Below are 22,979 nucleotides of genomic sequence, written 5' to 3' on the forward strand. Positions count from 1 at the left end.
TTTAGCCAACCTTAGTCAATTGGATTGAGCGCGTCGATCTGCGCAAGCCACAGACGCGAGCTAGCGTCACTCGGCATACGCCAATCGCCGCGCGGGCTGAGCGTCACCGAGCCCACCTTGGGACCATCGGGCAGGCAGCTGCGCTTAAACTGCTGGGCAAAGAAGCGACGGTAGAACGTACGTAGCCACGTGTGGACGGTCTTGGCGTCGTAGACGCCCTCGAAGCTCTTGAGCGCCATGCGGTAGATCTTGCCAGGCTCAAAGCCAAAACGCAGCAGGTAGTAGAGGAAGTAGTCGTGCAGCTCGTACGGGCCCACCAAATCCTCGGTCTTCTGCGCAATCTCGCCGTCGCCCGTGGGCGGCAGAAGCTCGGGGGACACCGGCGTATCGAGGATATCGAGCAAGACCTCGGCAATGCGCCCGCCAAAGACATCGGCGGCATAGCGCACCAGATGGCGCACAAGCGTCTTGGGCACGCTCGCGTTGACGGCGTACATGCTCATGTGGTCGCCGTTATAGGTAGCCCAGCCGAGTGCCAACTCCGACAGGTCACCCGTGCCGATGACAAAACCGCCAGCCTGGTTGGCCAGATCCATCAGAATCTGCGTACGCTCGCGGGCCTGGCTGTTCTCGTAGGTCACGTCCTGCACGGTCGGATCGTGCTCAATGTCCTTGAAGTGCTGCTCCACAGCCGCGTGGATCGAAACCTCGCGGAAGCTCACGCCCAGGTCGCGCGCGAGCGACTCGGCGTTGGACTTAGTGCGATGCGTCGTGCCAAAGCCGGGCATGGACACGGCAGTGATGCCCGTGCGCGGCAGCCCCAGCGCATCGAAGGCACGCACGGTCGCGAGTAGCGCCAGTGTGGAATCGAGGCCGCCGGAAAGGCCGATGACGGCAGCCTTGGTACCCGTATGGGCAAGGCGGGTCTTGAGGCCCGCAGTCTGCAGATTGAGAATAGTCTCGCAACGCTCGGCCAGATCACCGTGGTCGGCCGGCACAAAAGGCGCGCGAGGGAAAACGCGGTCGATATCGCAGGCATCGCGCAGGACAGGCTCTTTGGCCAGCACGCCCTCAAAAGAAAACTCAACGGTCGTGGCCTCCGGCGCATCGTCCGCGCGCGCCCACGTCGTCGAGCGACGGCGCTCGGCAACCAGGCAGTCAAGATCGACATCGGCGATGGCCATATCGCAGGTAAGCAGTTTGGTCGCGGCGAGCTTGGAGCCGTTTTCGTAGACGAGGTTCTCGCCCGCAAAGACCATATCGGTCGTGGACTCACCCTCGCTCGCGTCCGCGTAGGCATAGGCGCAGTACAGGCGTGCACTTTGGTTAGAGATAAGGCTGCGGCGGTAATCCGCTTTGCCGATGATCTCGTCCGAGGCCGACGGGTTGAGAATCACCGTCGCACCGGCAAGCGCCATCTCGGTCGAAGGAGGCGCCGGCACCCACAGGTCCTCGCAGACCTCAACGCCCAGCACCAGGTCCTCGGCGCCCTCATCACAGCAACGGTAGACAAGCCCCGAGCCCAACGGGACCGGACCCTGACCGGCAAATTCAAGCCAAACGGGATCGGTAGGTGCCGGAGCAAACCAACGGCGCTCATAGAACTCGCCATAGTTGGGCAAATACTTCTTGGCCGTGAGGCCCAAAAGCTCGCCCGCGCAGCACACAGCGACGCAGTTGTAGATATTCTCGGCAACCGCAACGGGAAGACCAATGGTAAAGACAATCGGCAGCTCACGAGTCTCGTCGAGGATATGCACCAGAGCAGCCTCGCAGGCATGCAGCAGTGTGCGGTTATGGAACAGATCGGCCGCGGTATAGCCGGTCAGGTTAAGCTCGGGCAGCACCAGCGCGCGAACGCCACGCTCGGCAGCCTCACGCACGGCAGCCAACGCCACCTCGGCATTGCCCTCGACATCGGCCACGCGAATCCGCGGCGACGCCGCCGCCACACGCAAAAAGCCGTCGTTCTTATTAGCCGAAACGCAGCATTGCCTTGTTGATCTGGACACTGGAGGCCCCTTCTACCCTGAGATTCAGTCTAACGGACGTTCACATATCTCTAACTAGCCAAAGCAACCTCCCAGTTTACTGAGACGCCAACCTGTGCTAAGAGCATGTATTCCAAAAATATCTTTAATTAAAAAAGGAGAAATCGATAATCGACTTCTCCTTTAAGCGAGGCAAGTAAATTCCGAAACTAATGGCAGAATTTATCCATGTAGTCCTCAAAGTCGAACACTTCTACCACGACGCCCTCTTCCTGAGACTCTTTCAGTTGCTCCAAGAGATCTTTGTTAATAACGTCCATGCAGAAACCACCTCTATCTAATCAATTGTAGTATATCTGCTTTCATGCAATTATCAACCAACTTGTTTAATTGCTCCTCGTTTGCCGATAGTCCCTCTTTTTTCAAAATGTCGCGCAGCTCGTTCTTAGTAATCGGCTTTTCAAACAACGAAAGCAAAGCGAACGAATAATCATTAACCGCACACATTCTATGGGTGGCACAACTCAGCAGTACTCTTAACCCCTCTTTTGAGCGTCCGACTTCTTTAACAAACGAACTTTTAACCAATTGAAAACCATTATCGTGCATTACATAATCGGCATCGATATTTGTATTCAGCAATCCATAATGCAACAGTTCTTCTATCGCCCTTGTCAGCTCGAGGTCGCCCTGATCAAGAATAAGAGAAATGCTACAATCGGCCTCCAATAAACGGGCCAACTTAAGGTATACCAACTGGGAAACAGCATAGACATGATGGTATTCAGAATTATAGAAGTAGGCAAATGGCTCAACGAGCACGACAGAGGTCTTGGAATCCAGCCAGATTCGATCAGCTGGATTTAGACTAGTTAGCCGTCGCTTTACTTTGGTCAAATGTCCCTTATACCTGACAGCGTGAATAGAATCTAGGATCCAGGTCACCTCTGAAATATGAAGCCGCTGGGGCAAGTCAATTGTGTCACTACCGTTTATGACCTCTTGCATATAAAAATCAATATGATGCTCATCAGATAAGGATTTTGCTTCATTTAAAGTTAAACCAGTGCCTGAAACATAATCCACTTCGAGGCGCAAATCCTCATATTGGGACTTCGGCATTACAGAGACACCATACTTATCGGGATGATTCCAAACATCCGACCCCATAACGAGACCAAAATTCGTAAATCCTCTCGTGGAATATGGAACACCACATACCTGTTTTGAATAATTCAAAACATTCTCTGTATAAGCTAAGGTGTTCAGAGCCTCTTCTTTAGTTTCGGTCGGAAAGCCAATCATAAAAAATAGATGAACAGGAATACCCGCATTGAGACAATCATGGATATTGCGATCAATCCAATCAACTCTCGTGTTCTTCTTCATTAGATCAAGAACTCTTTGGTTGTATGACTCGAGGCCAAACTGAATCTGCCTACATCCACTTTGGTATATCTTGTTAAAAACGTCTGTACTTAGGGTTGGAGAGAACCTCGTTTCTCCATGCCAGAAAAACGTTTTTCCCGATGCGTTTATTTCATCCGCGAGTTGCTCCATTCTTTTGCCTTCGAATGTTTCATCCACAAAAGAGAAAACTCTCGTGCCGTATTTTTCATTTAACCGACACATTATTTCAAATACTCTCGATATAGGCATCTTTCGGTAACAACCACCGGTAGCACCGGGAATGGTGCAGAAGGCGCAATGATTAAAACACTGCCTAGAGGAATAAACCGGCAATATTAGCTCAGGCATGAAGTATTTAGAAAGGGCGAAGCCATCGAAATCGGGAACTGTATCGTTGATAAATGTTTGCTCAATCCGATGGTTTTTATATATCTTTCCACCTTTAGCATGGCAAAGGTTTGGAACACAGTCGAGATTGTCATCACCAGAGTCAAGAGCCTCAAGAAGACGTGCAAGCGGCTCTTCGCCGTCATACATCATTATCGAATCAATGTATTCAAAAAAGGGATGCCATTCTTTCATGCAGTCATCTGCTAAACGAGTAATGTAATTGCCGCCCAATGAGACGTGTTTAACAGATGGACATTCTTCTTTAATCAGTTTCGCTAACGTAACTGCAGAAATCAATTGGAAACAGCCGCTCACCGAAATCCCAATAAACTCGATTTTTTCCCTCTGAATACGCTTAAGAAAGGCAGTTTCATAGAAGGAAATAAACGGATTATGCAAGGTATCCGCAAGCGATTTCATTATTTCTGGTGTCGAATAATAATCATAGGGCAGATCTATGGAGTTGAACGTGTATTTAACTCCATATGAGACGTGATTTATGATATAGAGTGCATTTCTAAAAATGTTTTCAGCATATTGTCTTTCTTTTAGATTAAAGTATCTCTTCGATCTGAAAATATCTTTTGCCTCGTCAACATTAAGTGCCGACTTTTGTATCAACTCGATTGTTAATTGAACATTCGAACTAAACGAATCCTTTGATTCCCGATACCTTTTACAGCACTCTTCGACATGTCTAAAAGATAGGAGGTCATCGTAAAATTCCACGTTTAAGTCAACAATGTCAACTTTGTATTGTTCAACCTCTTGAAGATATGACTTCAAAACAGGCAAGGCAAGATACGGCCCCACTGGACTCCATCCTGGGGGAAATACTAAAAGCGTTTTAGGCATATCAACGTCACATCTTTCGCAAATAATTCAATTGAAACACAACTACCATCATAATTGAAAATACACCAAGTCCTGTAACGAGAATTGAGAACATCGCGATGCTCGTGAACAGGGAAACAAGAAGTGTTGAAATAACAACAGCAACCGATTGCAAAGACTCCCTAATTGAAAACAGGCTTATCGATTCAGATCCGTCTCTCGCCAAATCCTGCAGCGATGTTATGAGAAGCACATCTTGAATGGCGTTTCCGGCACCGACGATAAAAAGGAAAATAAACGATATCCCAGACGCATAGCGATAGCCAAACGCCAGATACGCACCGAGCGCAAGATACGTCACAAAACAATATGATTTAACGCAATCGGAACCACTGATTAAACGACCGTATATTGTATTTCCGAACAACAGTCCGATTGTAAGACTACTCTGAAGGAATCCATATTGTATCGATGACGAGTCAAATTGCAATTGCGCTATAGCTGGCAAAAGAGAATTCAGAGAGCCGAATGCCACGCCACTAGAAATATCGATTAATAGGAAACCAATTGCCAAGTGCTTCGCGCTAAGATCACTAAATGCAGTCCTGTTTTTTTCATTTTTGCTTATTCCCTCTTTATCATTAACCTCGATAACCGACGGAACATCTCGCAGCAACCAGAACGACGCGGCAAAAGAAAGCGCGTCTAATGCAAGAACAGCCTCCGCCCCAAATTGAGCGACAACAAAACCGCCGGCAACTGGCCCCAGGACCATCATCAAATTCTGCAGGAACCCAAACGAATTATTAATTACGTCGCGATTGATACTATTCGTATTGGCTCTTAACAACGAGTAAAAGCAGGGCATTTCTACCGTTCGGCAAAGCGATACCGCGCACGTAATAGCAAACATACTCCATTTACTATCAACAAAAATATAGCAAACGAATAATCCCGCGCGAATTAAGTCTGCCAATCTCATGGCCTGCAGTGTCCCGATACCCATCTTCTGAGGCAGCTGCGCGAGCGCAACTGAAAACAGAGAGGGGGCAAATCTGCAGCAGACCATCAAAGCAGTTGCAGAAACATCGTGAGTTACCTCGTAAATCAGCATTGGCAAAGCAATATTCGCACACCAATTGCCTATTTCGCTTATCCCTCTAGCAATATATAGGACCCGAACCGGACGGCTAGCTCTCAATACCGTGAACATCACGATTAACCTCGTATTTCAGGCCTCGTTCATCCCTTAATAGGAATCCATAATCAACCAAGTACCGCCTCAACACGGCATAATCAGGATAGAGCTGTGACAGCACACGATTAACCTGAAGCTCCGTATAACTTGTATTTAATTCAAAGAAAGAGACGGCCCATAGCAGCATGATTCTTTTATAGCTTTCCTTTTTTGGAATTGAAACCAGCTCGCCATTCTTGAGAAATCGTTTTTTAAAGTCTATTAGCTCATCCATTCACATCCTCCATTTCATACGCATCTAATACTAAAAATGCATACGCTTTAGGTCATCGCATTCAGCTTCTTTATTCGAACTAAACTCGAACTAATCTAAATTATTTGCTCAGACACTCTTCGAAAGCTCGTTTTTCACTCTGAGTAAAATGCCCTTCCCAGTCAGTCCACGAACAGGAAGGCAACTCACAACGAGCGGAGTCGAAGCCCTCTGCCGTCGGTCGCTCAAAATGCACGATAACCTTTTCGATATCGCCATCTGTAATCAGGTCAGAATGAATGACCTCGGTACCATCTTCGAATGTCATATACGGGTACATCACGTAAACCACCTCGCAATAGTAAATCCAGTTTAGCATCAAGCTATTGCACCAAAGACAGCAGGCCCCCTTGATGAGTTGATGGTATCTGTTAAATGTCACGTACGATTCACATCTGGTGGGTACCCTGATGGCTACACGAAACGAAGCAGATTTACATCGGGAGGACCCCGTATGACAACCAAGTACACCGACGCGCCGCGCACGCGTGTCATGACGCCGGCCGCACTCAACAACGGCGTTCACGAGAACCATTCCATCGGCCAGACCATGGCCATTGCGCCCAAGAAAAAACTCTTTGATGACATTTCCATTCCCCAAATCATCGCCGGTGCCGCGGCAGCCGCCACGAGTGTCGCGCTCGCTTCAAAGATTGGCATTGCCGGCTCGGTGATTGGTGCCGCTGTGAGCTCAGTCATCACTGTTGTGTCCTCGCAGGTCTATCGCCACTTTATCTCCGCCAGCGCCGAAGCAATCAAGGGCACGCATGCCGCTGTCGACTACCCTACCGGCGCCTACGAGCCCGTTGAGCCCAATGTCGAGGAGCACCTAGGTGGCGCCGCAACCACGCAGGAGATGCGCCAGGTTGCGGGACGCGCGACCACGGCGCGCGTCGCTCCCAACAGCCTGCGCGCCAAGGCGGCGGCTGAGCGCAGCCAGACGCAAAAGAAGGTCATCGTCTTCTCGATCGCTATCGCCATCGTCGCGGTCATCGCCTGCGCCGGCGCCATCCTTATCACCACTGCCGGTGAGGGTCTGGGCGAGCGTCCCGAGCCAATCCTGTCGTCGCGCACGAGCGAGAGCGATGCAAATGGCAACACCCAGTCGCAGGATCAGCAGGCACAGACGGACGATACGCAAGGCAGTTCTACCTCTGCCAATTCGTCCTCGAACACCCAAAACCAATCGCAGGGCGTCGATTCTTCCGTGAACAACAGCGGCACGCAATCCAGCACGACTGACTCAAGCCAAACGACTGACGGCTCTCAACCGAGCACGGGCGACCAGGCGAATGGCAATACACCGAGTACGGGATCTACCGACAACAGCAACACCAACAGCTCGAGCGGAACCGCGTCCGGCACGGCATCTGACAGTTCAAGCCAAGGCACGACATCGGGCAACTAGGCACTGCATCCCCAGATAGGCAACCTGTACAACGGGCGCGAATCGACAGCGGTTCGCGCCCGTTTGCCTTGGGCGCCGTCATGGCGAGCGCCATGCGATGGTAAGATGCTTTACATGTGTAAAGAGGAAATTTGCCATGAGCAAGACAATAGTTAGGCCCATGCTTTCGCTGGGCAACCACATCTATCTGTATCGCCTGCTGCGCGATGCGATTGGATGCGGCAAGCAAACGTTTATGACGCAGGTCGAAGAGGCTCTCGCCGTTGACGACATGACTGCTTATGACCTGGGCTTCGAATCCACGCGCGAGCTGCTCGAAGAGCTTGACGACTGCATTAAGCTGACCGTCTTTAAGGGCGGTCGCCTGTATGCCACCGTCATCGCCAACGAGGCCTGGGATGCCGCACTTGCCAAGGGCGAGGACAAGCCCAAGACCGCCAAGGGCGCTAAGCAGTCCTACAAAAAGAAAAAGCGCAGTGAGAAGGACCTCAAGGCTGTGCGCCCCAAGCACGTTAAGCGTCCCGAACCAGAAGCCGCGGTTGAAGCTGTGCCGGAGCCCGAGCCCGAGACAGAGATCGAAGTCGCTATTGAGGTAGCAGTAGAAACCGAAATCGCCGCCACGACCGATCCTGAAGTCATATCCGAGCAGGAAGCCACTGCTGAGCTCAACGAAGCTCCCAAGTCGACAACCGAAGAAGCCGCTAACCAACCCGAGACGTCTGCGTTCCAAAACAGCAATGTCTTTGGCAACGAGGCCGAGGACGATCAGTCCGACGAACCCGCCGATCAAGACGCTACCGAGTCGGCGCCGGAGCCCGAGACACCGCAGCCCGCCATCTCGCTTACGGTCGTCTATGACCCCGAGAACGCAAACGCCGGCATCACCACCATGGCATCCACGCCGGTCGAAGCAAAGCTGCCTGTCGAGGCAGAGGACGCCCCGCAAGCCGATGCCAAAACCGAGACTGAAGACACATCCGTCTCCGTGGAACCGACAGATTCCGCAGTTAAGCCGGAACCGGTGCCTGAGTCTGCACCCGTCATCGAGTCCGCATCCGAACCTGTCTATGACCAGATTCCCGCACCGGCTCCGGTCCCCGCTGCAGCACCGGCCCCCGCACCCGCAGCGCCCGCCATCCCCGAGGACTTCCCCGTCGATTTCACAACCGAGGTCTTCTGCCCCGGCCCGCTTTTGCACCAGCTGTCGACCTATCTCCCCTACGGCGCCGACACGCTCGGCATCGTCGGCGAGTACTACTGGATCGCCCGCGAGCGCGGTACCATCGAGGCCGCGCGAAACCGCGCAAGCTTCCCCCTGCACTACACGCAGGCCGGCGAGCGCCGCGAGGTTGCCGTGCGCATCCGCCGCAACACCGCCGGCGGTCTCGGAGCCGCCTGGACCATCGATAAAGTCGAAGAACCCGAGCAGTAACGACAAACGGCTCAAATCCAAATCAGGATTTGAGCCGTTTTTGCTCATTCGTTTAAATTGCTCATTTGTCGATGCATCGTAACCAACAGCGAGCGAGCCGCAAGTGCCCCAGGTTGCCGTGAAAGAGGAGCGACGCGTACTTTGGTACGCGAGCGACGGTTTGAACGACAAGATGGGGTGCTTGCGGCTCGCGCAGCATCATCTCGTTACGCGGTTTGGTAAAACCGCGTAACAAACCTAGTCACGCGTCAGCTTGCGGTGAATACGATGCGGCTGGGCTGCGTCCTCGCCCAGGCGCTCGATGCGGTTGGCCTGATAGGCCTCGAAGTTGCCCTCGAACCAATACCAGTTGCCCGGATTCTCGTCGGTGCCCTCCCACGCCAGAATGTGCGTGGCGACGCGGTCCAGGAACATACGGTCGTGGCTAATAACCACCGAGCAGCCCGGGAACTCGAGCAGCGCCGCCTCGAGTGAGGACAGCGTCTCGACGTCGAGATCGTTCGTGGGCTCGTCGAGGAGCAGCAGGTTGCCGCCCTGCTTGAGCGTGAGCGCCAGGTTCAGACGGTTGCGCTCGCCACCGGAGAGTACGCCAGCGCGCTTCTGCTGGTCCTGGCCCTTAAAGCCAAAGCTCGCCACATAAGCACGGCTCGGAACCTCGGTCTCGCCGACCATCATGTGGTCCAGGCCGTCCGAGACGACCTCCCACAGGTTCTTATCGGGGTCGATGCCAGAACGGTTCTGATCGACATAGGAGATCTTGACGGTCTCGCCCACCTCGAGCTCGCCCGAAGTCAGCGGCTCCAGGCCCACGATGGTCTTGAACAGCGTGGTCTTACCGACACCGTTGGGGCCGATGACGCCCACGATGCCGTTGCGCGGCAGGGTGAACGAAAGGTCGTCGATGAGCACGCGACCGTCGAATTCCTTGTGCAGGTGATGGGCCTCGAGCACCTTGTTACCCAAACGCGGTCCAACGGGAATGCGGATATCGGTCCAGTCGAGCTTCTGGCTTGCGCGGGCCTCGGCCTCCATCTCCTCGTAGCGAGCCAGACGAGCCTTGTTCTTGGCCTGGCGAGCCTTGGGCGAGCTGCGTACCCACTCGAGCTCGGCCTCCATGCGCTTGGCGAGCTTGGCGTCGCGGTTGCCCTGCGCCTCGATACGGGCGGCCTTGGTCTCCAGATACGTGGAGTAGTTGCCCTTGTAGGGATAAAGGTGACCGCGGTCGACCTCGCAGATCCACTCGGCAACGTTATCCAGGAAGTAGCGATCGTGCGTGACGGCAAGCACCGCGCCCTGGTAGTTGTGAAGGAAGTGCTCGAGCCACAGGATCGACTCAGCGTCTAGGTGGTTTGTGGGCTCGTCAAGCAGCAGCAGGTCGGGAGCCTCGAGCAGCAGCTTGCACAGGGCCACGCGACGGCGCTCGCCGCCGGAAAGCACGTTGACCGGCATGTCGGAATCGGGCAGCTGCAGGGCGTCCATGGCCTGGCCGAGCTTGGAATCGATATCCCAGCCATCAGCGGCGTCGATCTCGTCCTGGAGCTTGCCCATCTCGGCCATGAGGGCGTCCATGTCGCAGTCCGGGTCGCACATCTCCTCGCCGATCTTGTTGAAGCGATCGACCTTGGCAATCATGTCGCCAAACGCCATGCGCACGTTCTCGATGACGGTCTTGTCGTCGTCGAGCGGCGGCTCCTGTTGCAGGATACCCACGGTGTAGCCGGGGGTGAGCCTGGCATCGCCGTTGGAAACTTCCTCGATGCCGGCCATGATCTTGAGCAGGGTCGACTTGCCCATGCCGTTGGGACCCACGACGCCGATCTTGGCACCGGGGTAGAAGCTCAGGGTCACGTCGTCAAGGATTACCTTGTCGCCATGGGCCTTGCGAGCCTGATACATCTGGTAGATAAACTCTGCCATTTGCCTGTTCTATCCTTTCTACCTGCTGTTTCCCTATTCTTGATTCGCTTTAGTAGAAACGAAATGAGGAAACCAGCTCTGAAACGTAACGAAAAAGGGGCATGGTTGCCCACACCCCCTAATACTACCTGGGAAAAGTCCCCCTTAACACACTATGAACTGCGTACGCTAGTTTTCCGCAACCTTAACGAGCGGCTCGCTGCGATTTGCGCCACAACAGATACGAGTAGACGTAGACGGCTCCAACCGAACCAAACGCCAGAACCGCAATCACCGCGGCGACGACTTCACTCGAAAGCACGCTGCCTGCCACGCCCATCACAATCAGGCCAATACCCAGCACCATAAAGCAGGCGCCGCCAAAACGCTGCGTACGGCGCCAGTTCTCGGGATCGGCAAGCGCCCAAGGTGTCTTGATACCGAGCGTATAGTTCTGCTTCACACGCGGCAAGTAGTTGCCTACGCCGATGAACAGCAAACCGACAACACCGGAAATCAGCACGTTAACCGAACCGACCGCCGGCACCACGCCCCAGACCGTAAGCTCTCCCAGCCAGCTTATGGCGCACATGAACAAGGTGAAGGCGATTACGAAGCCCTGATAGAACTTGCCCGAGGTTCGATATGCCTCGCCTTTGGGGTCGATGCGCGGCACCACGCAGAACATTGCGAGAAGCGCCAGAGGCAGCGCGCCGAGCGCGGAGGCCATCCAGCTAGGACCCCAACCGTCGACGGCGCCGTTCGCGCCCCAGTGCGTGGGAATCTGCGCAGGCAAGCTCGGCATCACCATGAGGTGCGCTACGACATTGGCGACGCACAGAGCGACCAGCGCAATCCACACGCGCGACGATACCCCCGTGGGGTGAATGCCCTTGTTTTCGTTATTCATCCTTATCACCTTCAGTGTTTGTAAAGCCCATAAACCAGCCAATTAAATCCTGCATGACGGTGGTGTTTAAGCTGTATACGATGTTTTGGCCATGGCGCTCGTCGGTCACCAACCCGGCATTTTTGAGCGTCGCCAAGTGATGGCTTAGCGACGGCTTACTGATATCGAAATGCTCGGCAAGCTCCCCCGCCGTGCAATTGCCCTCGCGCAGCAACTCCAAAATGCGCCGTCGCGTTGGATCGGCAAGCGCCTTAAAACCCTCTCCCGGCATAAGACCTCCTCTCATCATCTCTCATGACGCGCACACTATACTCGATATTTAGATGTTTGTCTAACTGTCTAATCTTGTACTCAAAAAAATAGCCGCCTCCGCGTAATGCGAAGACGGCCACTTCTCACGCTACAAACGTGTTTGGGAGTTGGCCAACCCGCTGCAACGGGTGCCATTTGCTTTATCTTATGCGAATCCCTGCCTCATTTCAACAAGCCCCTAGGGCTCAAATGGAATCGCGATAATACCTATAATGGCGATAGCTAAAACACGACCGCTTCCCCATCGGAGGATGTCTATGACCGAAACTGCTGCACTCGTCGAGACACGCGACACCAAGCTCGAAATCATCATGGGCCGCGAGGCACTCGACAAGCTCGCCAACGCCACGGTGCTGATACTCGGCTGCGGAGGCGTGGGCTCTAGCTGCTGCGAGGCACTTGCCCGCGGCGGCATCGGGCATTTTGTAATTCTGGACAAGGACACCATCGCGCCCAGCAATATCAATCGCCAGGCCATCGCCTTTCATAGCACCATCGGCAAGCGCAAGGTTGACGTGATGGAAGCCATGATCCACGACATCAATCCCGCCGCCAGCGTTATCAAGCGCACCGAATACCTGCTGAGCGACTACATCGATGAGTTCTTCGCGAGCGTTTTGGAGCAGACGGGTGGCAAGCTCGACTACGTCGTCGACGCCATCGACACCATCTCGGCCAAGCTCACCATTGCCAAATATGCTCAGGACCACAACATTCGTTTGGTTAGTTCCATGGGCGGGGCCAACAAGCTCCATCCCGAGTGTCTCCGCTTTGCCGACATCTTCGATACGGTACGTGACCCTATGAGCCGCATTATGCGCAAAGAATGTAAGAAGCGCGGAATCAAGAGCCTACACGTACTGTTTAGCTGCGAGGAATCGGTTAAGACACAGCCCCGCGATCCCTCCAACATCCACGAGCGCACCGAGCTGGGAACTGCCAGTTTTATGCCGCCCATCATGGGCCAGATGATCGCCGGCGAGGTTATCCGTCAGATCAGTGGCCGCGGCACCGAGCGCGTGCGCGCCGATGGCCAGCGCCTAGACTAGCGGAGCGCGCCGAGATGGAGCCCCGGTTATTTGATGCACACTGCCATCTTGATCTAATGGCTCACCCGGACGCCGTTGCCGATGAGGCAACGGCGCTGGGCCTGATTCTATTTGACTGCGGCGTCGATCCGCACGACTTTGCACGCGCCAAGAAGCGCGCCTGCGGCCGTTCAAATATCTTTGCCGGCATCGGCCTCCATCCCTGGTGGCTCGCCGACGGACGATGTGGCAACGCTGAAATCAATCTGCTTTGCGAAGTTGCTGCACAAGAACGCTTGATCGGCGAGGTCGGGCTCGACTTTTCCGCTCGTTTTGCCGGAAGCGAGCCGCTACAAGTACAGGCATTTGACCGGCTCTGCGATGCACTCGCGCAGCACCCTCTTGCCGGGCGCGTGATATCAATTCACGCTGTTCGTTCGGCAGGAACCGTACTGAACGTCCTCGAATCGCATGGACCACTCATCCCAAACTCCGACTCCCCCGTTATCATCTTCCACTGGTTTAGCGGTACTTCGGACGAACTCGCCCGCGCGCGTAATGCGGGCTGTTATTTTTCCGTCAACGAACGCATGCTCGCGTCCAAACGAGGACGCGAATACGCACGACAGATTCCACTCGACCGTCTACTGCTCGAGACCGATGCGCCGGCCGAGCCAAACACAGAAACAAGCGCGCAGTCGCTCATCAAATCGCTCGCAAGGACCTCGATGCGCATTGCCTCACTCAAAAACTGTGACGCAAAGCGCATCGAGTCGGTAGTTTTAGCAAATGCGCACTCTGTTTTTGACCTTCGCTAACCACTGTGGGCAAAAATGCCAAGGGACATGCGAATCGCACAACGCAGTCCCTATTTTGGAAGGCAGTACAATTCGGCAGCATTACACCAATTCGTGCATGAGATCACGGTTGCGTGCATACAATTCGTCAAAGATATGACGACGCGACGCATATAGCTCGTGGGCAGCCATATCGGGCACGATTGTTTGTGCAACGCCAAGGACTTGGGCGAGTTCATCCCATGATGCATAGGCGCCACCTGCGAGAGCTGCCATGATGGCATCACCGAAGCATGCGCCCACCGTAACCTTGGCAACCGAGACCTCGCGCCCGCATACGTCGGCGATAGCCTGCATCCAAACTGGATTCTTGGTTCCACCTCCGACAAGCATAATGCGCCCAATTGGCAGTCCATGCTCTCGCTCGATAATGTCGACATGGGATGCAACGGTATACGCGACGCCTTCCAAGGCGGCGCGAACCATATGGGCTCGCGTATGCCTTCCGGTCAGGCCAAAGAAGACGCCACGTGCCTCGGGATCGTTGAGCGGAGTACGCTCCCCCGCAAAGTACGGCAGGCACAGGAGCCCATCGGCACCCGGCGCCACATCGGCGGCATCATGCGCCATGACCGAATATGCATCGGGGCCACCGTGGCCCTCGGCCTCCACGGCGTCGCGATACAGCTCTTGGCGCAGCCACGATGTGAGTGCACCCGCCGTATTGGTCCCCGCGCAGATCCCGTAAGTTCCGGGAATGATAAACGTCCCTGGCCACAGGCGGGCATCATCGACCATATGATCAGCTAGGTAGATGAAATACGCCGTGCTCCCCAACTGAACCATCATATCGCCGGGACGAAATACACCCGTCGAAATGGCCTCGGCACCAGAGTCGCCCGTTCCCACTAAGACAGGTGTCCCTGCCGCGAGCCCTGTCGCCTCAGCCGCGCGCTGCGTAATCACCCCGGCAATATCGGTAGCCGACATTACCTCCGTCATCTGGTCAGGCCGGCAGAAACGAGCACATTCCCGAGCATCAACCCTCCAAGTGTAGCGGTCGTATAGGGGAAGAAAATCCTCCGCCAAGTAACGGTCCACCGTAAAACGCCCCGTCAACTTTGCGCATAGAAACGATGATGCCGTCAGGAACTTCGCGGCACGTTCGTGCACCTCGGGCATATTCTCCTTAAACCATAAGATCTTGGGAGCAATATCTGATGAGCAGGGATCGTGCCCGAAAAGTTCGCGTGCGCGACCTGACCCATATTCGGAAAGGAACTCGTCAATCTGCGGCTTCGAACGTGCATCGACTCCATACAAAATCGCGGGCGCCAGCGCGTTGCACTCGGTATCGACCGGCACACAGTCGCAACCCAATGCGGAAAGGCCCACGCATCCGATCTGCGCCGCGTTAACCCCCGATCGCATCACCAGCTCGCGCGACAAGCGGCAAAAATCGCCCCACCAAACTGCCTCAGCATCATGCTGGTACCATCCATCACACGGGTTGTCCGTCTCATGTCCACAAGAGGCTTGGCAAACGATGTTGCATCGATCATCGATTAAAACGCCTTTAGAGGCGCTTGTCCCAATATCAATACCCAGATAGAGCGCCATAGGTGCCTACTCCCCTCGCGCCGTACGAGCGGCAGCCATAAAACGAACCACCCGCTCAACATCAACCGGGGCATCCAGCTTTCCGTCGCGCTTTAAGCACGTGCCGACAAACGCGCCATCGTAGTGAGCAAATACGTCAGCCACGGTATTTTCGCGACAACCGGTGCCACATACCACGGGCACTTCGCCAACACGCTCGCGGACCTCGTCGGCAAGCTCGCCCGAAGCGCCACGACCGGCAGCCGAACCGCCGATGACTATCGCATCCGGTAGGCAATTAAAGAGAAGTGAATCGGCAATGTCCGCGGTCGTGCGGTCGTTGAGATAAACCTCGCCCTCGCTCGTGATGAAGTGAAAAAGCTTGAGGTCGTCCAAGCGCAGCGCCGCCTTGCGACGCATGGTGTGAGCGAAATCTCGGTTAATCAGCCCGAGATCACCGGCCCAGGCACCGCAAAAATTGCAGCGCGTGAACTGCGCGTCGACGGCAGCGCACAGCTCGATTGTGGCATCACCATCGTAAATTGCCTCAGCTCCCCAAGGAGTCGACAGATCATGGGACAGAGCCCCGATTACATAGCCCATCGATGCAAGGGTTGAGGGAGAAACATGCTGCTCATAGGGCATCGAGAGCTCATTGGTAATCAAAATGCCATCGACACCGCCCTGCTGCAACGCCTCGAGATCGCGCTTGGCGGCTTCCACGACCTGCGATACGCTTCCGCCCGGGTAATACAGCGGATCGCCCGGCAGAGGACGCAGGTGCAGCATTCCGATAACCGGCTTTTCGTTCTTGAACATCGAAGTTAGAAACGACATAACGTGCTCCTTCATAGGGTTATTGCAGGGACGTTACTCCCCCAGCACCTCGACGTACACTTTTCGCTTCTGCGGACCGTCAAACTCCGCAAGATAGATGTTCTGGGCACTTCCGCACACGATGTGGCCATCTTGGACGGGAAAGAAGCAACTGTTTCCACAAATCATGCTCTTGATATGCCCACAGGAGTTGTTACCGGTGGCTCCATAGCTCGGCAGGAAGTGTGCATGCGCATAGGGGGCATCGAGTGGGGCGATGCGATCAAGCGTCTCCATAAGATCCGTCTCCACGCAGGGAAGCCCCTCGTTTACCACGATTCCGCAGGTCGTATGCGACAAAATAATCGCCGCCAAGCCATTGGTCACCGAGCTGCGTTCGATGGCAGCGTGCACGTCCTCGGTAATATCGATGAACTGGTCCGGAGCAGTCGATAGATAGCTCAATGTCTCGAGCGTCACCATGTTCACTCATCCCCTTCAAGAAAACGCAGGGCATTACCCCAGTAGAGCCTTTCTCGCGCATCATCGCGCATGGGCACGGTATCGAGCGCCCGCTTGAGTTTGAATGCACGGAAGCGCGGCGTATTGCTGGCGAACATCACTTGGTGCGATAGCGCGCGCTCATACCACAGCGGCCCCATATCGACCGTGAAAAGACGCTGCATCATCTCCTCGGGCGAATCGATGTAAGTGATAGAGGTGTCCGCGTAGCAGTTGGGATACTTGAGCAGCATCGCCACGGTCTCGCGCACCCAGGGCCAGCCAAAATGGGTCAAACTAAAACGCACATTTGGATGCGTTGCGATTGTGTGCTCAAATGCAAGCGGGTTACTGCGCGAGACCTCTGCGCCCGGCTCCCAAGACATACCGGCATGGAAAACCACCGGCTTGTTATAGCGCTCGCACAGTTCGTAAAGCGGCTCGGCCACAGCATCATCGGGGGCAAAACCCTGCTTTGCAGGATGCAGGCAAAGCCCCTTTGCCCCCAACTCGGTAAAGGCGCGCTCCAATTCGTCTGCGGCACCGCTCACCTGCGGGTCTACGCTCGCAAATCCCCACAGACGATCGGGATGTGCGGCAACCAGCATGGCAATCTGGTCATTGGTGCCAAAGTGCCCTCCGCATGCCGTGGTTACATCGAGCGGCATGAGCACGCTCTTCTGCACATCGCAGACGTCCATCTCGACTTGAAGCTCATCCCAATCCATGGGGCCCATATGCCCCATACCAAATTCTCGTGACCAAAAACCGAATCCATCAGGCTCATCACCCGGCGTACAGATCTCGCCGTAGAGCATAGGATGGACCAACATGTCGATAACCATTTCGTACTCCTTTCCAGGCATTTGACCCTAGTACGGCTCAAACGAACCGATCACTCGGGACGACAGCTCAGCGCCCGCCTTCATACACGCCGGAATATCAAGGCCATCGATCACGCCCTTGGTAAACCCGGCGATATACGAGTCGCCGGCACCCACGGTATTAACGACCTTCTCCGCCGGCACGATCCCGCACTCATAGAAGCGCTCACCGTCATAGGCAATGCTTCCCTTCTCGCCAAGCGTGGCAACCGCAACGCGCGGCCCCAATTCCTGCGCGTGACGTACCCAGTCCCGCAGCTCCGGAGTGTCATCTTCAAACGACATAAATGCGTAGTCAACGTAGGGAAAATGATTCTCGCAGGCATATTCGGGATCCTGGCTGAACACCGAGAAGTCCATAACCACCGTCTTGCCCGCATCATGCCACTCGGGCAGGAGGTCCAAACAATTGCCAAACAGGTCGGTATGAATGATGTCATGCTCTAGGATAAACGCCCGGTCATCTTCATTCGGACGATATGTCTCCATTACGCCATCGATTGCCTCGAGATGCACGCGATCGACGCCGTCTTTCAATGCCATGAGCATCACCGAGGTGTCGCCATCCTCCACCCGCAGATGAGAGATATCAAACCCCTCGGCGGCCAGCGCCTCTCTCATCTTGTCTCCGTACTCGTCCTTGCCGACAACCGACACGGCGGATACCGAAACGCCCATTCGTGCAAGATGGATACCCCAGTCAATGCCATTACCAGTCGGATAGAACACGCCGATGTTTTGATAGACGTCCGCACAGCAAAAACCAGCCGCACACGCTTTAATACCCATGGTCTTCTCCAATGTTCAAAAGGGGACCCACCACATGGCGAGCCCCCTTTTCGCGTTTCGCTTATTGTTTTGCATCGGCTGTCCAAGGCCTCATAGCCAGACCGCCGTACGCTTTCTTAAGCTATTCGACGATTGGTGCTCCGTGGCCCCAAGAACCTTCCATGCCGCACACGGTCGAGGCAAACCCGGCAGCAAAGTCGAGCGCGCGCTCGATGGCCTCGGCGCCACCCTCACCACGCTTGGCGGAATCGAGATAGCACATCAAAAACGAGGTGAGGAACGAGTCGCCCGCCCCCATGGTGTCCTTCATGTCCGTTACCGGTTTAGCCAGCTGGCGGTAATAACGCTCGCCGTCGTAAGCGATGCAGCCCTCGGCGCCCGCCGTAGCCGACACAAAACGCGGACCCAGATCCTTCACCCATGCCAGACGCTCGCGAATCTCGTCCTCACTCGCGGCATCCGCCGCACTAAAGAAAGCAAAATCGACATAGGGCGCAATCTGCTCGTAGTACTCGTCGGTGGAGTCGTCCGAAAAGTCAAAAGAGACCGTGACGCCCGCAGCCTTCAACTTGGGCAGCTCGCGCTCGGTGAAGCAATAGTTGCCCGAATGAACCACATCGAACTGCTTCATGTACGAAAGGTCAAAGCGATCGAGAACATAGCGCGCATCGCCACGGATACCGCCCTCGTTGGAGCCGAGGAAGACACGGTCACCGTCAACGACGGTCACGCGAGCCGCTCCGTTCTCGCCAATCATCTGCTCGCACTTGTCAAGCTCGATACCCTCATCCTCGAGGCTTGTAATGACATGCTCGGCAGCGGCGTCATTGCCAAAAATGCCCATGTATGCAGAGCGTGCGGCACCGCATTTCTTGGCATAAACGGCGAAGTTCACCGCATTGCCGCCGGGATACATGGTGTGGATATGCTCGTAGCGATCGACGACGTTGTCGCCAAATCCGAGCGCGTTAACGTTAAATGCCATGGCCTTTGCCCCTTCTAGTACTCGACAACACCCATATAGCGACGGAAATCGGGATCGTGATCAAACACCTTGCCGCGTGCAGCACGCAGCTCGCAGTTCATGGCGTAGAACAGCACCGGGTCCAGATAGGCACGGACGCTCGCCGGCACGGCTTCCATACCGTACTCCTTGGCATCGAGCACCATCAGCGTATCGGTATGCGTCTTAAGGAACGCAAGGGCGCGCTCGTCCATGGCACGGCACTCGCTGGAGCCCATCTGCAGGAAGTAAAAAACGCCATCCTGAGTAGCCTCGAAGGGGCCGTGGAAGTACTCGGCAGAGTGGATGTAGCTGCAGTGCTGCCACTGCATCTCCATAAGAGAGCAGATAGCGAAACCGTAGGTCTGGCTAAAGTTGGGACCGCTGCCCAGAATGTAGAAGAACTCGTGCTCCTGGCAAAGCTTGGCAAAACGATCGCCTAGCTCGGCATTTACCTTCTCACGTGCCGGGGGAAGAATCTTATCCATCTCGGCGATACCGGCATACATATCGGCAAGATCGGCGTAGCCCTCCTGCTGATCGAGCAGCTCGGCCGCAAGCGACAGCGAAATGCCAGCGGGGACCTCGGCCTGCGGCACGCCCTCGCCCCACGGGTAGACCCACGTGGTCCACTTGCCGGAGTCAATCTTGGATCCAGCGTTGTCGGTCTGGGCGATCACCGTAGCGCCGGCAGCAAGGGCAATCTCACAGCCCTCGACGACCTCGGGGGTGTTGCCACTGTGGCTGCAAGCAATGACCAGGGATTTCTCACCCAAGCGGCGCGGGCGCATGATATCAAACTCGCGAGCCGTATAGATATACGAAGTGAAGGTGGTTGCCTCGCGCTGCAGAAGCTCATGAGCCGGGATCAAATCGATCATGGAGCCACCGCAAGCAATCCAGTAGACGCTGTCGAACTTGCCCTTCTCGGCAATTGCCTCTTTGATCAGATCGTGTGCGTTCATATCCAGTTCCTTTCTTGTTTGGTCCGCAATCAATGACGTTGGCTGCGTGGCCGATAGTTGGTTTAGTCAATCAGATATTTCTCGAATGCGGCCATGTTCTTGGCATCTGCCGCCGCCGGGTCATCGTAGTAACGCCCGTCCGTGATTTCCTGGCCCAGCATGCCATCGAAACCATGGGCATTAAGCGTAGCGACGAAGGCGTCCATATCGTGCTTGCCATCGCCCCACACCAGATGGCCATACGGGTCACCGTCGATAAAGTGCATCTCGTGAATTGCCCCATCACCAAAGGCGGCAAACCAGTCCTCGAGCGTCTCGCCCGCAACGCCCATCGCGGTTGTATCAACCATGGGCTGTAAGTACGGGCTCGCGACCTCGTCAATCATGCGCTTCGCATCGGAAACCGTCGTTACAAGGTTGCTCTCCTCGGGACGCAGGCTTTCCATCGTAAGCACCAGACCGTGCTCACCGGCATACTCCGCCAGAATGGACAAGTGCTCGCGGCTGCGCTTCCAGGCTTCCTCGCGGTCCTCGTCCCAGTCGCCCCAGCCCGAGTTGACGGACATACGGTCGCACCCAAGTACCTCGGCAAGCTCAATGCCGTGCTTAAAGTACGCCAGGCTGCGCTGTTCATGCAGCGGTTTGCGTGCGCAGTACTGCCAAGGATAGACAACATTCTCGGGGCACAGAGTACGATACCTAAGCCCACGGTCTGCAGCCTTTTTCGCCAGGACCTCAGCCTCAAAGTAGCCCGTGTGGTCGAGCGTCACATGCGGCTCCGCACACCACAGCTCAATGGACTCAAAGCCCAAACGCTGCTGCACATCAAGGAAGTAATCGAGCGACCACATGATGTAGTGGATATTCATGCCCGCAATCTGTTCGCGGCGCAGCGTCGGTTTGGATTCAGACATCTTATGCCTCCTTATTTCGATCGAACACGATTTGTCCGTCCGACATCGTCATATCAACCGAAAGATCGCGTGCGTCGCGATAATCGAGGTCGAACACATCCCGATCGAGCACGCAGATATCGGCAAGCTTGCCGACCTCAAGCGTACCCAGTTCGTCTTCGCGCATCAGATCGTACGCGCCCCCGGCAGTCCAAGCACGCAAGAGCTCGACAAGCGTCAGCGCGTTGGCCTCATTCACGGGCAGCCCATCGTCGAAGTATCCACCGCACGCGCTGTAGATTGACTCGCCCAGGCTCGGAATCAGCAGTGGCAAATCCGTACCACAGCACACCGTGCATCCGGAATCTTCCATGCCGCGGCGATTCCAGCTGTGCAAAAGTCGCGTCTCGCCAATTTGTCGACGCATCATCGACAGGCAATCCTCGCGCCGGTCCAGCGTCAAAATCTGCGGATAGACCTCGCAAATTCCGCCTAACTTGCCAAACTCGACAAGATCGGTCGGATCAGAGTTCTCGAGATCGGTAATCGCATGGCGGCGAAGCAACCGTCCATGCTCGTCTCGAGGCAGCGAGGCATAGAGCGCCACGGTGCGACGAACGGCGCCATCGCCCTGGCAATGCAAGGAATATCGGAAGCCGTCAGCATCAATTGCGCGCAGCTCGTTCTCAATCAGATCCCACTCGGGCTCTTCGACAACCGTCTTGCCGGCAGCTCCCGCATCGGCCGTGTCCTCATAGGGGTCAATCATCTCGGCAAGCCCCGCCCATACGCCGCGATCGGTCATACGGTTGAAGCCAGAAAAACGAACGAACGGTCCCCGAAAGCGCTCTCGTGCCTCGCGAGCATACGACAGATTTGCACCGGCACCCACCGGCTGCGACATCATAGAGACGCGAACCGTCAGCTCACCAGATTCTTCACGGCGAGCCATTTCGTCGGCAAAACCGTAGTAGTCATCAAACGCCATCTCCTTGATGGCGGTAACGCCGCGCTCGTTAAGCATGCTCATGTAGTCCGAATACCCCGCACGTACCTCGGGCAGCGCGAGGAAATCGCTCATCATGCGCCAGATCTTCTCGGCATAGCACGCCTGGGGTGTGAAGCCGTATCGCGCACTGGCGGCAGCATTGAGAACGCAGGTCTCCGCACCCGGTGTAAAGCAGACGACAGGGATATCGCCAAAACAATCGTCAAACACAGCCGCCGTATTTGCGTTCTCGGCATCCGATGCCAACGTTTCGGGTAGGTTGTGGCCAAAAGCCGCCGCGCAATCCGGATGATCTTCTTTCCATGCACGCAAGAGCGACACGGCCTCTTTGGCATCAGCGATGCCGGACAGATCAGGCCCCAACGTCCGCAGCGCCCAGCCTGTATAGAAGGTATGCACATCGATCAGGCCAGGCATGACGGTGCGGTCGCCCAGGTCAACTACCTCGTCCGCCTGGGTCAAATACGAAGCTAGCTCACACTTGGTGCCAACAGCCTCAATTCGATTGCCACGGACCGCTACGAAACCTTCAAACGGCAGGTCCCCCGTACCGGTAAAGACGCTCTTAGACGTCAGGACCGTCAAACGATCAGACATCACA

20 protein-coding genes are annotated in these 22,979 nt (G+C 55.4%); 4 read left to right on the forward strand and 16 right to left on the reverse strand.

Annotation, left to right across the window (positions count from 1 at the left end; all coding sequences use genetic code 11):
• Nucleotides 1-11: 11 nt before the first annotated feature.
• From DXB86_RS00215 to DXB86_RS00230, 4 genes are all read right to left on the reverse strand, one after another.
• Nucleotides 12-2,012 carry an NAD(+) synthase gene (locus DXB86_RS00215; RefSeq protein WP_117735773.1) on the reverse strand — a complete coding sequence of 667 codons (2,001 nt, stop codon included), beginning with the start codon at nt 2,010-2,012 and terminating at the stop codon, nt 12-14.
• A gap of 312 nt (nt 2,013-2,324) precedes the next feature.
• Entirely contained in the window at nt 2,325-4,646 is a 2,322-nt protein-coding gene (locus DXB86_RS00220; RefSeq protein ID WP_117735774.1) for a radical SAM protein, read from the reverse strand.
• A 7-nt stretch (nt 4,647-4,653) separates the two neighbouring features.
• Entirely contained in the window at nt 4,654-5,838 is a 1,185-nt protein-coding gene (locus DXB86_RS00225) for an MFS transporter (protein WP_082435530.1), read from the reverse strand.
• The gene (locus tag DXB86_RS00230) at nt 5,816-6,097 is read right to left on the reverse strand and encodes a DUF2087 domain-containing protein (protein ID WP_055251466.1); all 282 of its coding nucleotides are present in this window, start codon (nt 6,095-6,097) and stop codon (nt 5,816-5,818) included. Before DXB86_RS00230 ends, DXB86_RS00225 begins: the two co-directional genes overlap by 23 nt.
• A 493-nt stretch (nt 6,098-6,590) precedes the next feature.
• Between DXB86_RS00230 and DXB86_RS00240 the strand changes: the two genes are divergently transcribed.
• Both DXB86_RS00240 and DXB86_RS00245 read left to right on the forward strand, forming a co-directional pair.
• A complete protein-coding gene (locus DXB86_RS00240) occupies nt 6,591-7,544 on the forward strand; it encodes a hypothetical protein (RefSeq protein ID WP_117735775.1) in 954 nt (317 codons plus the stop codon).
• A gap of 136 nt (nt 7,545-7,680) precedes the next feature.
• Complete coding sequence (locus DXB86_RS00245; RefSeq protein WP_147330805.1) at nt 7,681-8,976, forward strand: hypothetical protein; 1,296 nt, start codon at nt 7,681-7,683, stop codon at nt 8,974-8,976.
• A gap of 237 nt (nt 8,977-9,213) precedes the next feature.
• Here DXB86_RS00245 and ettA read toward each other — a convergent pair whose 3' ends face one another.
• From ettA to DXB86_RS00260, 3 genes are all read right to left on the reverse strand, one after another.
• On the reverse strand, nt 9,214-10,893 hold the full coding sequence (gene ettA, locus DXB86_RS00250) for an energy-dependent translational throttle protein EttA (protein WP_055251458.1): 1,680 nt from the start codon (nt 10,891-10,893) through the stop codon (nt 9,214-9,216).
• A gap of 184 nt (nt 10,894-11,077) precedes the next feature.
• Entirely contained in the window at nt 11,078-11,782 is a 705-nt protein-coding gene (locus DXB86_RS00255; protein WP_117583905.1) for an SdpI family protein, read from the reverse strand.
• Complete coding sequence (locus DXB86_RS00260) at nt 11,775-12,053, reverse strand: autorepressor SdpR family transcription factor (protein ID WP_022094448.1); 279 nt, start codon at nt 12,051-12,053, stop codon at nt 11,775-11,777. Before DXB86_RS00260 ends, DXB86_RS00255 begins: the two co-directional genes overlap by 8 nt.
• 298 nt (nt 12,054-12,351) lie before the next feature.
• On the opposite strand from DXB86_RS00260, the gene DXB86_RS00265 reads away from it, so the two are divergent.
• Nucleotides 12,352-13,143, forward strand: coding sequence for a ThiF family adenylyltransferase (locus DXB86_RS00265; protein ID WP_369831472.1), 792 nt, complete (start codon nt 12,352-12,354; stop codon nt 13,141-13,143).
• A gap of 14 nt (nt 13,144-13,157) precedes the next feature.
• A complete protein-coding gene (locus DXB86_RS00270; RefSeq protein WP_117735778.1) occupies nt 13,158-13,940 on the forward strand; it encodes a TatD family hydrolase in 783 nt (260 codons plus the stop codon).
• A gap of 81 nt (nt 13,941-14,021) precedes the next feature.
• On the opposite strand, the gene DXB86_RS00275 is transcribed toward DXB86_RS00270, so the two are convergent.
• The 9 genes from DXB86_RS00275 to DXB86_RS00315 form a co-directional block, all read right to left on the reverse strand.
• Nucleotides 14,022-15,539: an FGGY-family carbohydrate kinase gene (locus tag DXB86_RS00275; protein WP_117735779.1), complete on the reverse strand. Its 1,518-nt coding sequence runs from the start codon at nt 15,537-15,539 to the stop codon at nt 14,022-14,024.
• A gap of 6 nt (nt 15,540-15,545) precedes the next feature.
• Entirely contained in the window at nt 15,546-16,355 is an 810-nt protein-coding gene (locus DXB86_RS00280) for a BtpA/SgcQ family protein (protein WP_233504093.1), read from the reverse strand.
• Nucleotides 16,356-16,388: 33 nt separating this feature from the next.
• The gene (locus DXB86_RS00285) at nt 16,389-16,817 is read right to left on the reverse strand and encodes a secondary thiamine-phosphate synthase enzyme YjbQ (protein ID WP_006234356.1); all 429 of its coding nucleotides are present in this window, start codon (nt 16,815-16,817) and stop codon (nt 16,389-16,391) included.
• Between the two features lie 2 nt (nt 16,818-16,819).
• Nucleotides 16,820-17,680, reverse strand: a complete 861-nt coding sequence (locus DXB86_RS00290) for an amidohydrolase family protein (protein WP_233504094.1) — start codon at nt 17,678-17,680, stop codon at nt 16,820-16,822.
• Between the two features lie 27 nt (nt 17,681-17,707).
• On the reverse strand, nt 17,708-18,508 hold the full coding sequence (frlD, locus tag DXB86_RS00295) for a fructoselysine 6-kinase (RefSeq protein ID WP_117637477.1): 801 nt from the start codon (nt 18,506-18,508) through the stop codon (nt 17,708-17,710).
• 121 nt (nt 18,509-18,629) lie between these two features.
• Nucleotides 18,630-19,493, reverse strand: coding sequence for a PfkB family carbohydrate kinase (locus tag DXB86_RS00300; RefSeq protein WP_117716562.1), 864 nt, complete (start codon nt 19,491-19,493; stop codon nt 18,630-18,632).
• A gap of 14 nt (nt 19,494-19,507) precedes the next feature.
• A complete protein-coding gene (locus tag DXB86_RS00305) occupies nt 19,508-20,476 on the reverse strand; it encodes an SIS domain-containing protein (RefSeq protein WP_022094440.1) in 969 nt (322 codons plus the stop codon).
• 62 nt (nt 20,477-20,538) lie between these two features.
• Nucleotides 20,539-21,390, reverse strand: coding sequence for a sugar phosphate isomerase/epimerase (locus DXB86_RS00310; protein WP_117629752.1), 852 nt, complete (start codon nt 21,388-21,390; stop codon nt 20,539-20,541).
• A 1-nt stretch (nt 21,391) separates the two neighbouring features.
• Nucleotides 21,392-22,975: an amidohydrolase gene (locus DXB86_RS00315; RefSeq protein ID WP_117716560.1), complete on the reverse strand. Its 1,584-nt coding sequence runs from the start codon at nt 22,973-22,975 to the stop codon at nt 21,392-21,394.
• Between the last annotated feature and the right edge of the window lie 4 nt (nt 22,976-22,979).

This window comes from Collinsella sp. OM06-18AC (genome assembly GCF_003438785.1).
Classification (GTDB): domain Bacteria; phylum Actinomycetota; class Coriobacteriia; order Coriobacteriales; family Coriobacteriaceae; genus Collinsella.

Bases quoted from the DNA above. Each gene is read 5' to 3' on its own strand.
- DXB86_RS00220 (WP_117735774.1), bottom strand. From the start codon at position 4,646: ATGCCTAAAACGCTTTTAGTATTTCCCCCAGGATGGAGTCCAGTGGGG.
- DXB86_RS00225 (WP_082435530.1), bottom strand. From the start codon at position 5,838: ATGTTCACGGTATTGAGAGCTAGCCGTCCGGTTCGGGTCCTATATATT.
- DXB86_RS00230 (WP_055251466.1), bottom strand. From the start codon at position 6,097: ATGGATGAGCTAATAGACTTTAAAAAACGATTTCTCAAGAATGGCGAG.
- DXB86_RS00240 (WP_117735775.1), top strand. From the start codon at position 6,591: ATGACAACCAAGTACACCGACGCGCCGCGCACGCGTGTCATGACGCCG.
- DXB86_RS00245 (WP_147330805.1), top strand. From the start codon at position 7,681: ATGAGCAAGACAATAGTTAGGCCCATGCTTTCGCTGGGCAACCACATC.
- ettA (WP_055251458.1), bottom strand. From the start codon at position 10,893: ATGGCAGAGTTTATCTACCAGATGTATCAGGCTCGCAAGGCCCATGGC.
- DXB86_RS00255 (WP_117583905.1), bottom strand. From the start codon at position 11,782: ATGAATAACGAAAACAAGGGCATTCACCCCACGGGGGTATCGTCGCGC.
- DXB86_RS00260 (WP_022094448.1), bottom strand. From the start codon at position 12,053: ATGCCGGGAGAGGGTTTTAAGGCGCTTGCCGATCCAACGCGACGGCGC.
- DXB86_RS00265 (WP_369831472.1), top strand. From the start codon at position 12,352: ATGACCGAAACTGCTGCACTCGTCGAGACACGCGACACCAAGCTCGAA.
- DXB86_RS00270 (WP_117735778.1), top strand. From the start codon at position 13,158: ATGGAGCCCCGGTTATTTGATGCACACTGCCATCTTGATCTAATGGCT.
- DXB86_RS00275 (WP_117735779.1), bottom strand. From the start codon at position 15,539: ATGGCGCTCTATCTGGGTATTGATATTGGGACAAGCGCCTCTAAAGGC.
- DXB86_RS00280 (WP_233504093.1), bottom strand. From the start codon at position 16,355: ATGTCGTTTCTAACTTCGATGTTCAAGAACGAAAAGCCGGTTATCGGA.
- DXB86_RS00285 (WP_006234356.1), bottom strand. From the start codon at position 16,817: ATGGTGACGCTCGAGACATTGAGCTATCTATCGACTGCTCCGGACCAG.
- DXB86_RS00290 (WP_233504094.1), bottom strand. From the start codon at position 17,680: ATGGTTATCGACATGTTGGTCCATCCTATGCTCTACGGCGAGATCTGT.
- frlD (WP_117637477.1), bottom strand. From the start codon at position 18,508: ATGGGTATTAAAGCGTGTGCGGCTGGTTTTTGCTGTGCGGACGTCTAT.
- DXB86_RS00300 (WP_117716562.1), bottom strand. From the start codon at position 19,493: ATGGCATTTAACGTTAACGCGCTCGGATTTGGCGACAACGTCGTCGAT.
- DXB86_RS00305 (WP_022094440.1), bottom strand. From the start codon at position 20,476: ATGAACGCACACGATCTGATCAAAGAGGCAATTGCCGAGAAGGGCAAG.
- DXB86_RS00310 (WP_117629752.1), bottom strand. From the start codon at position 21,390: ATGTCTGAATCCAAACCGACGCTGCGCCGCGAACAGATTGCGGGCATG.
- DXB86_RS00315 (WP_117716560.1), bottom strand. From the start codon at position 22,975: ATGTCTGATCGTTTGACGGTCCTGACGTCTAAGAGCGTCTTTACCGGT.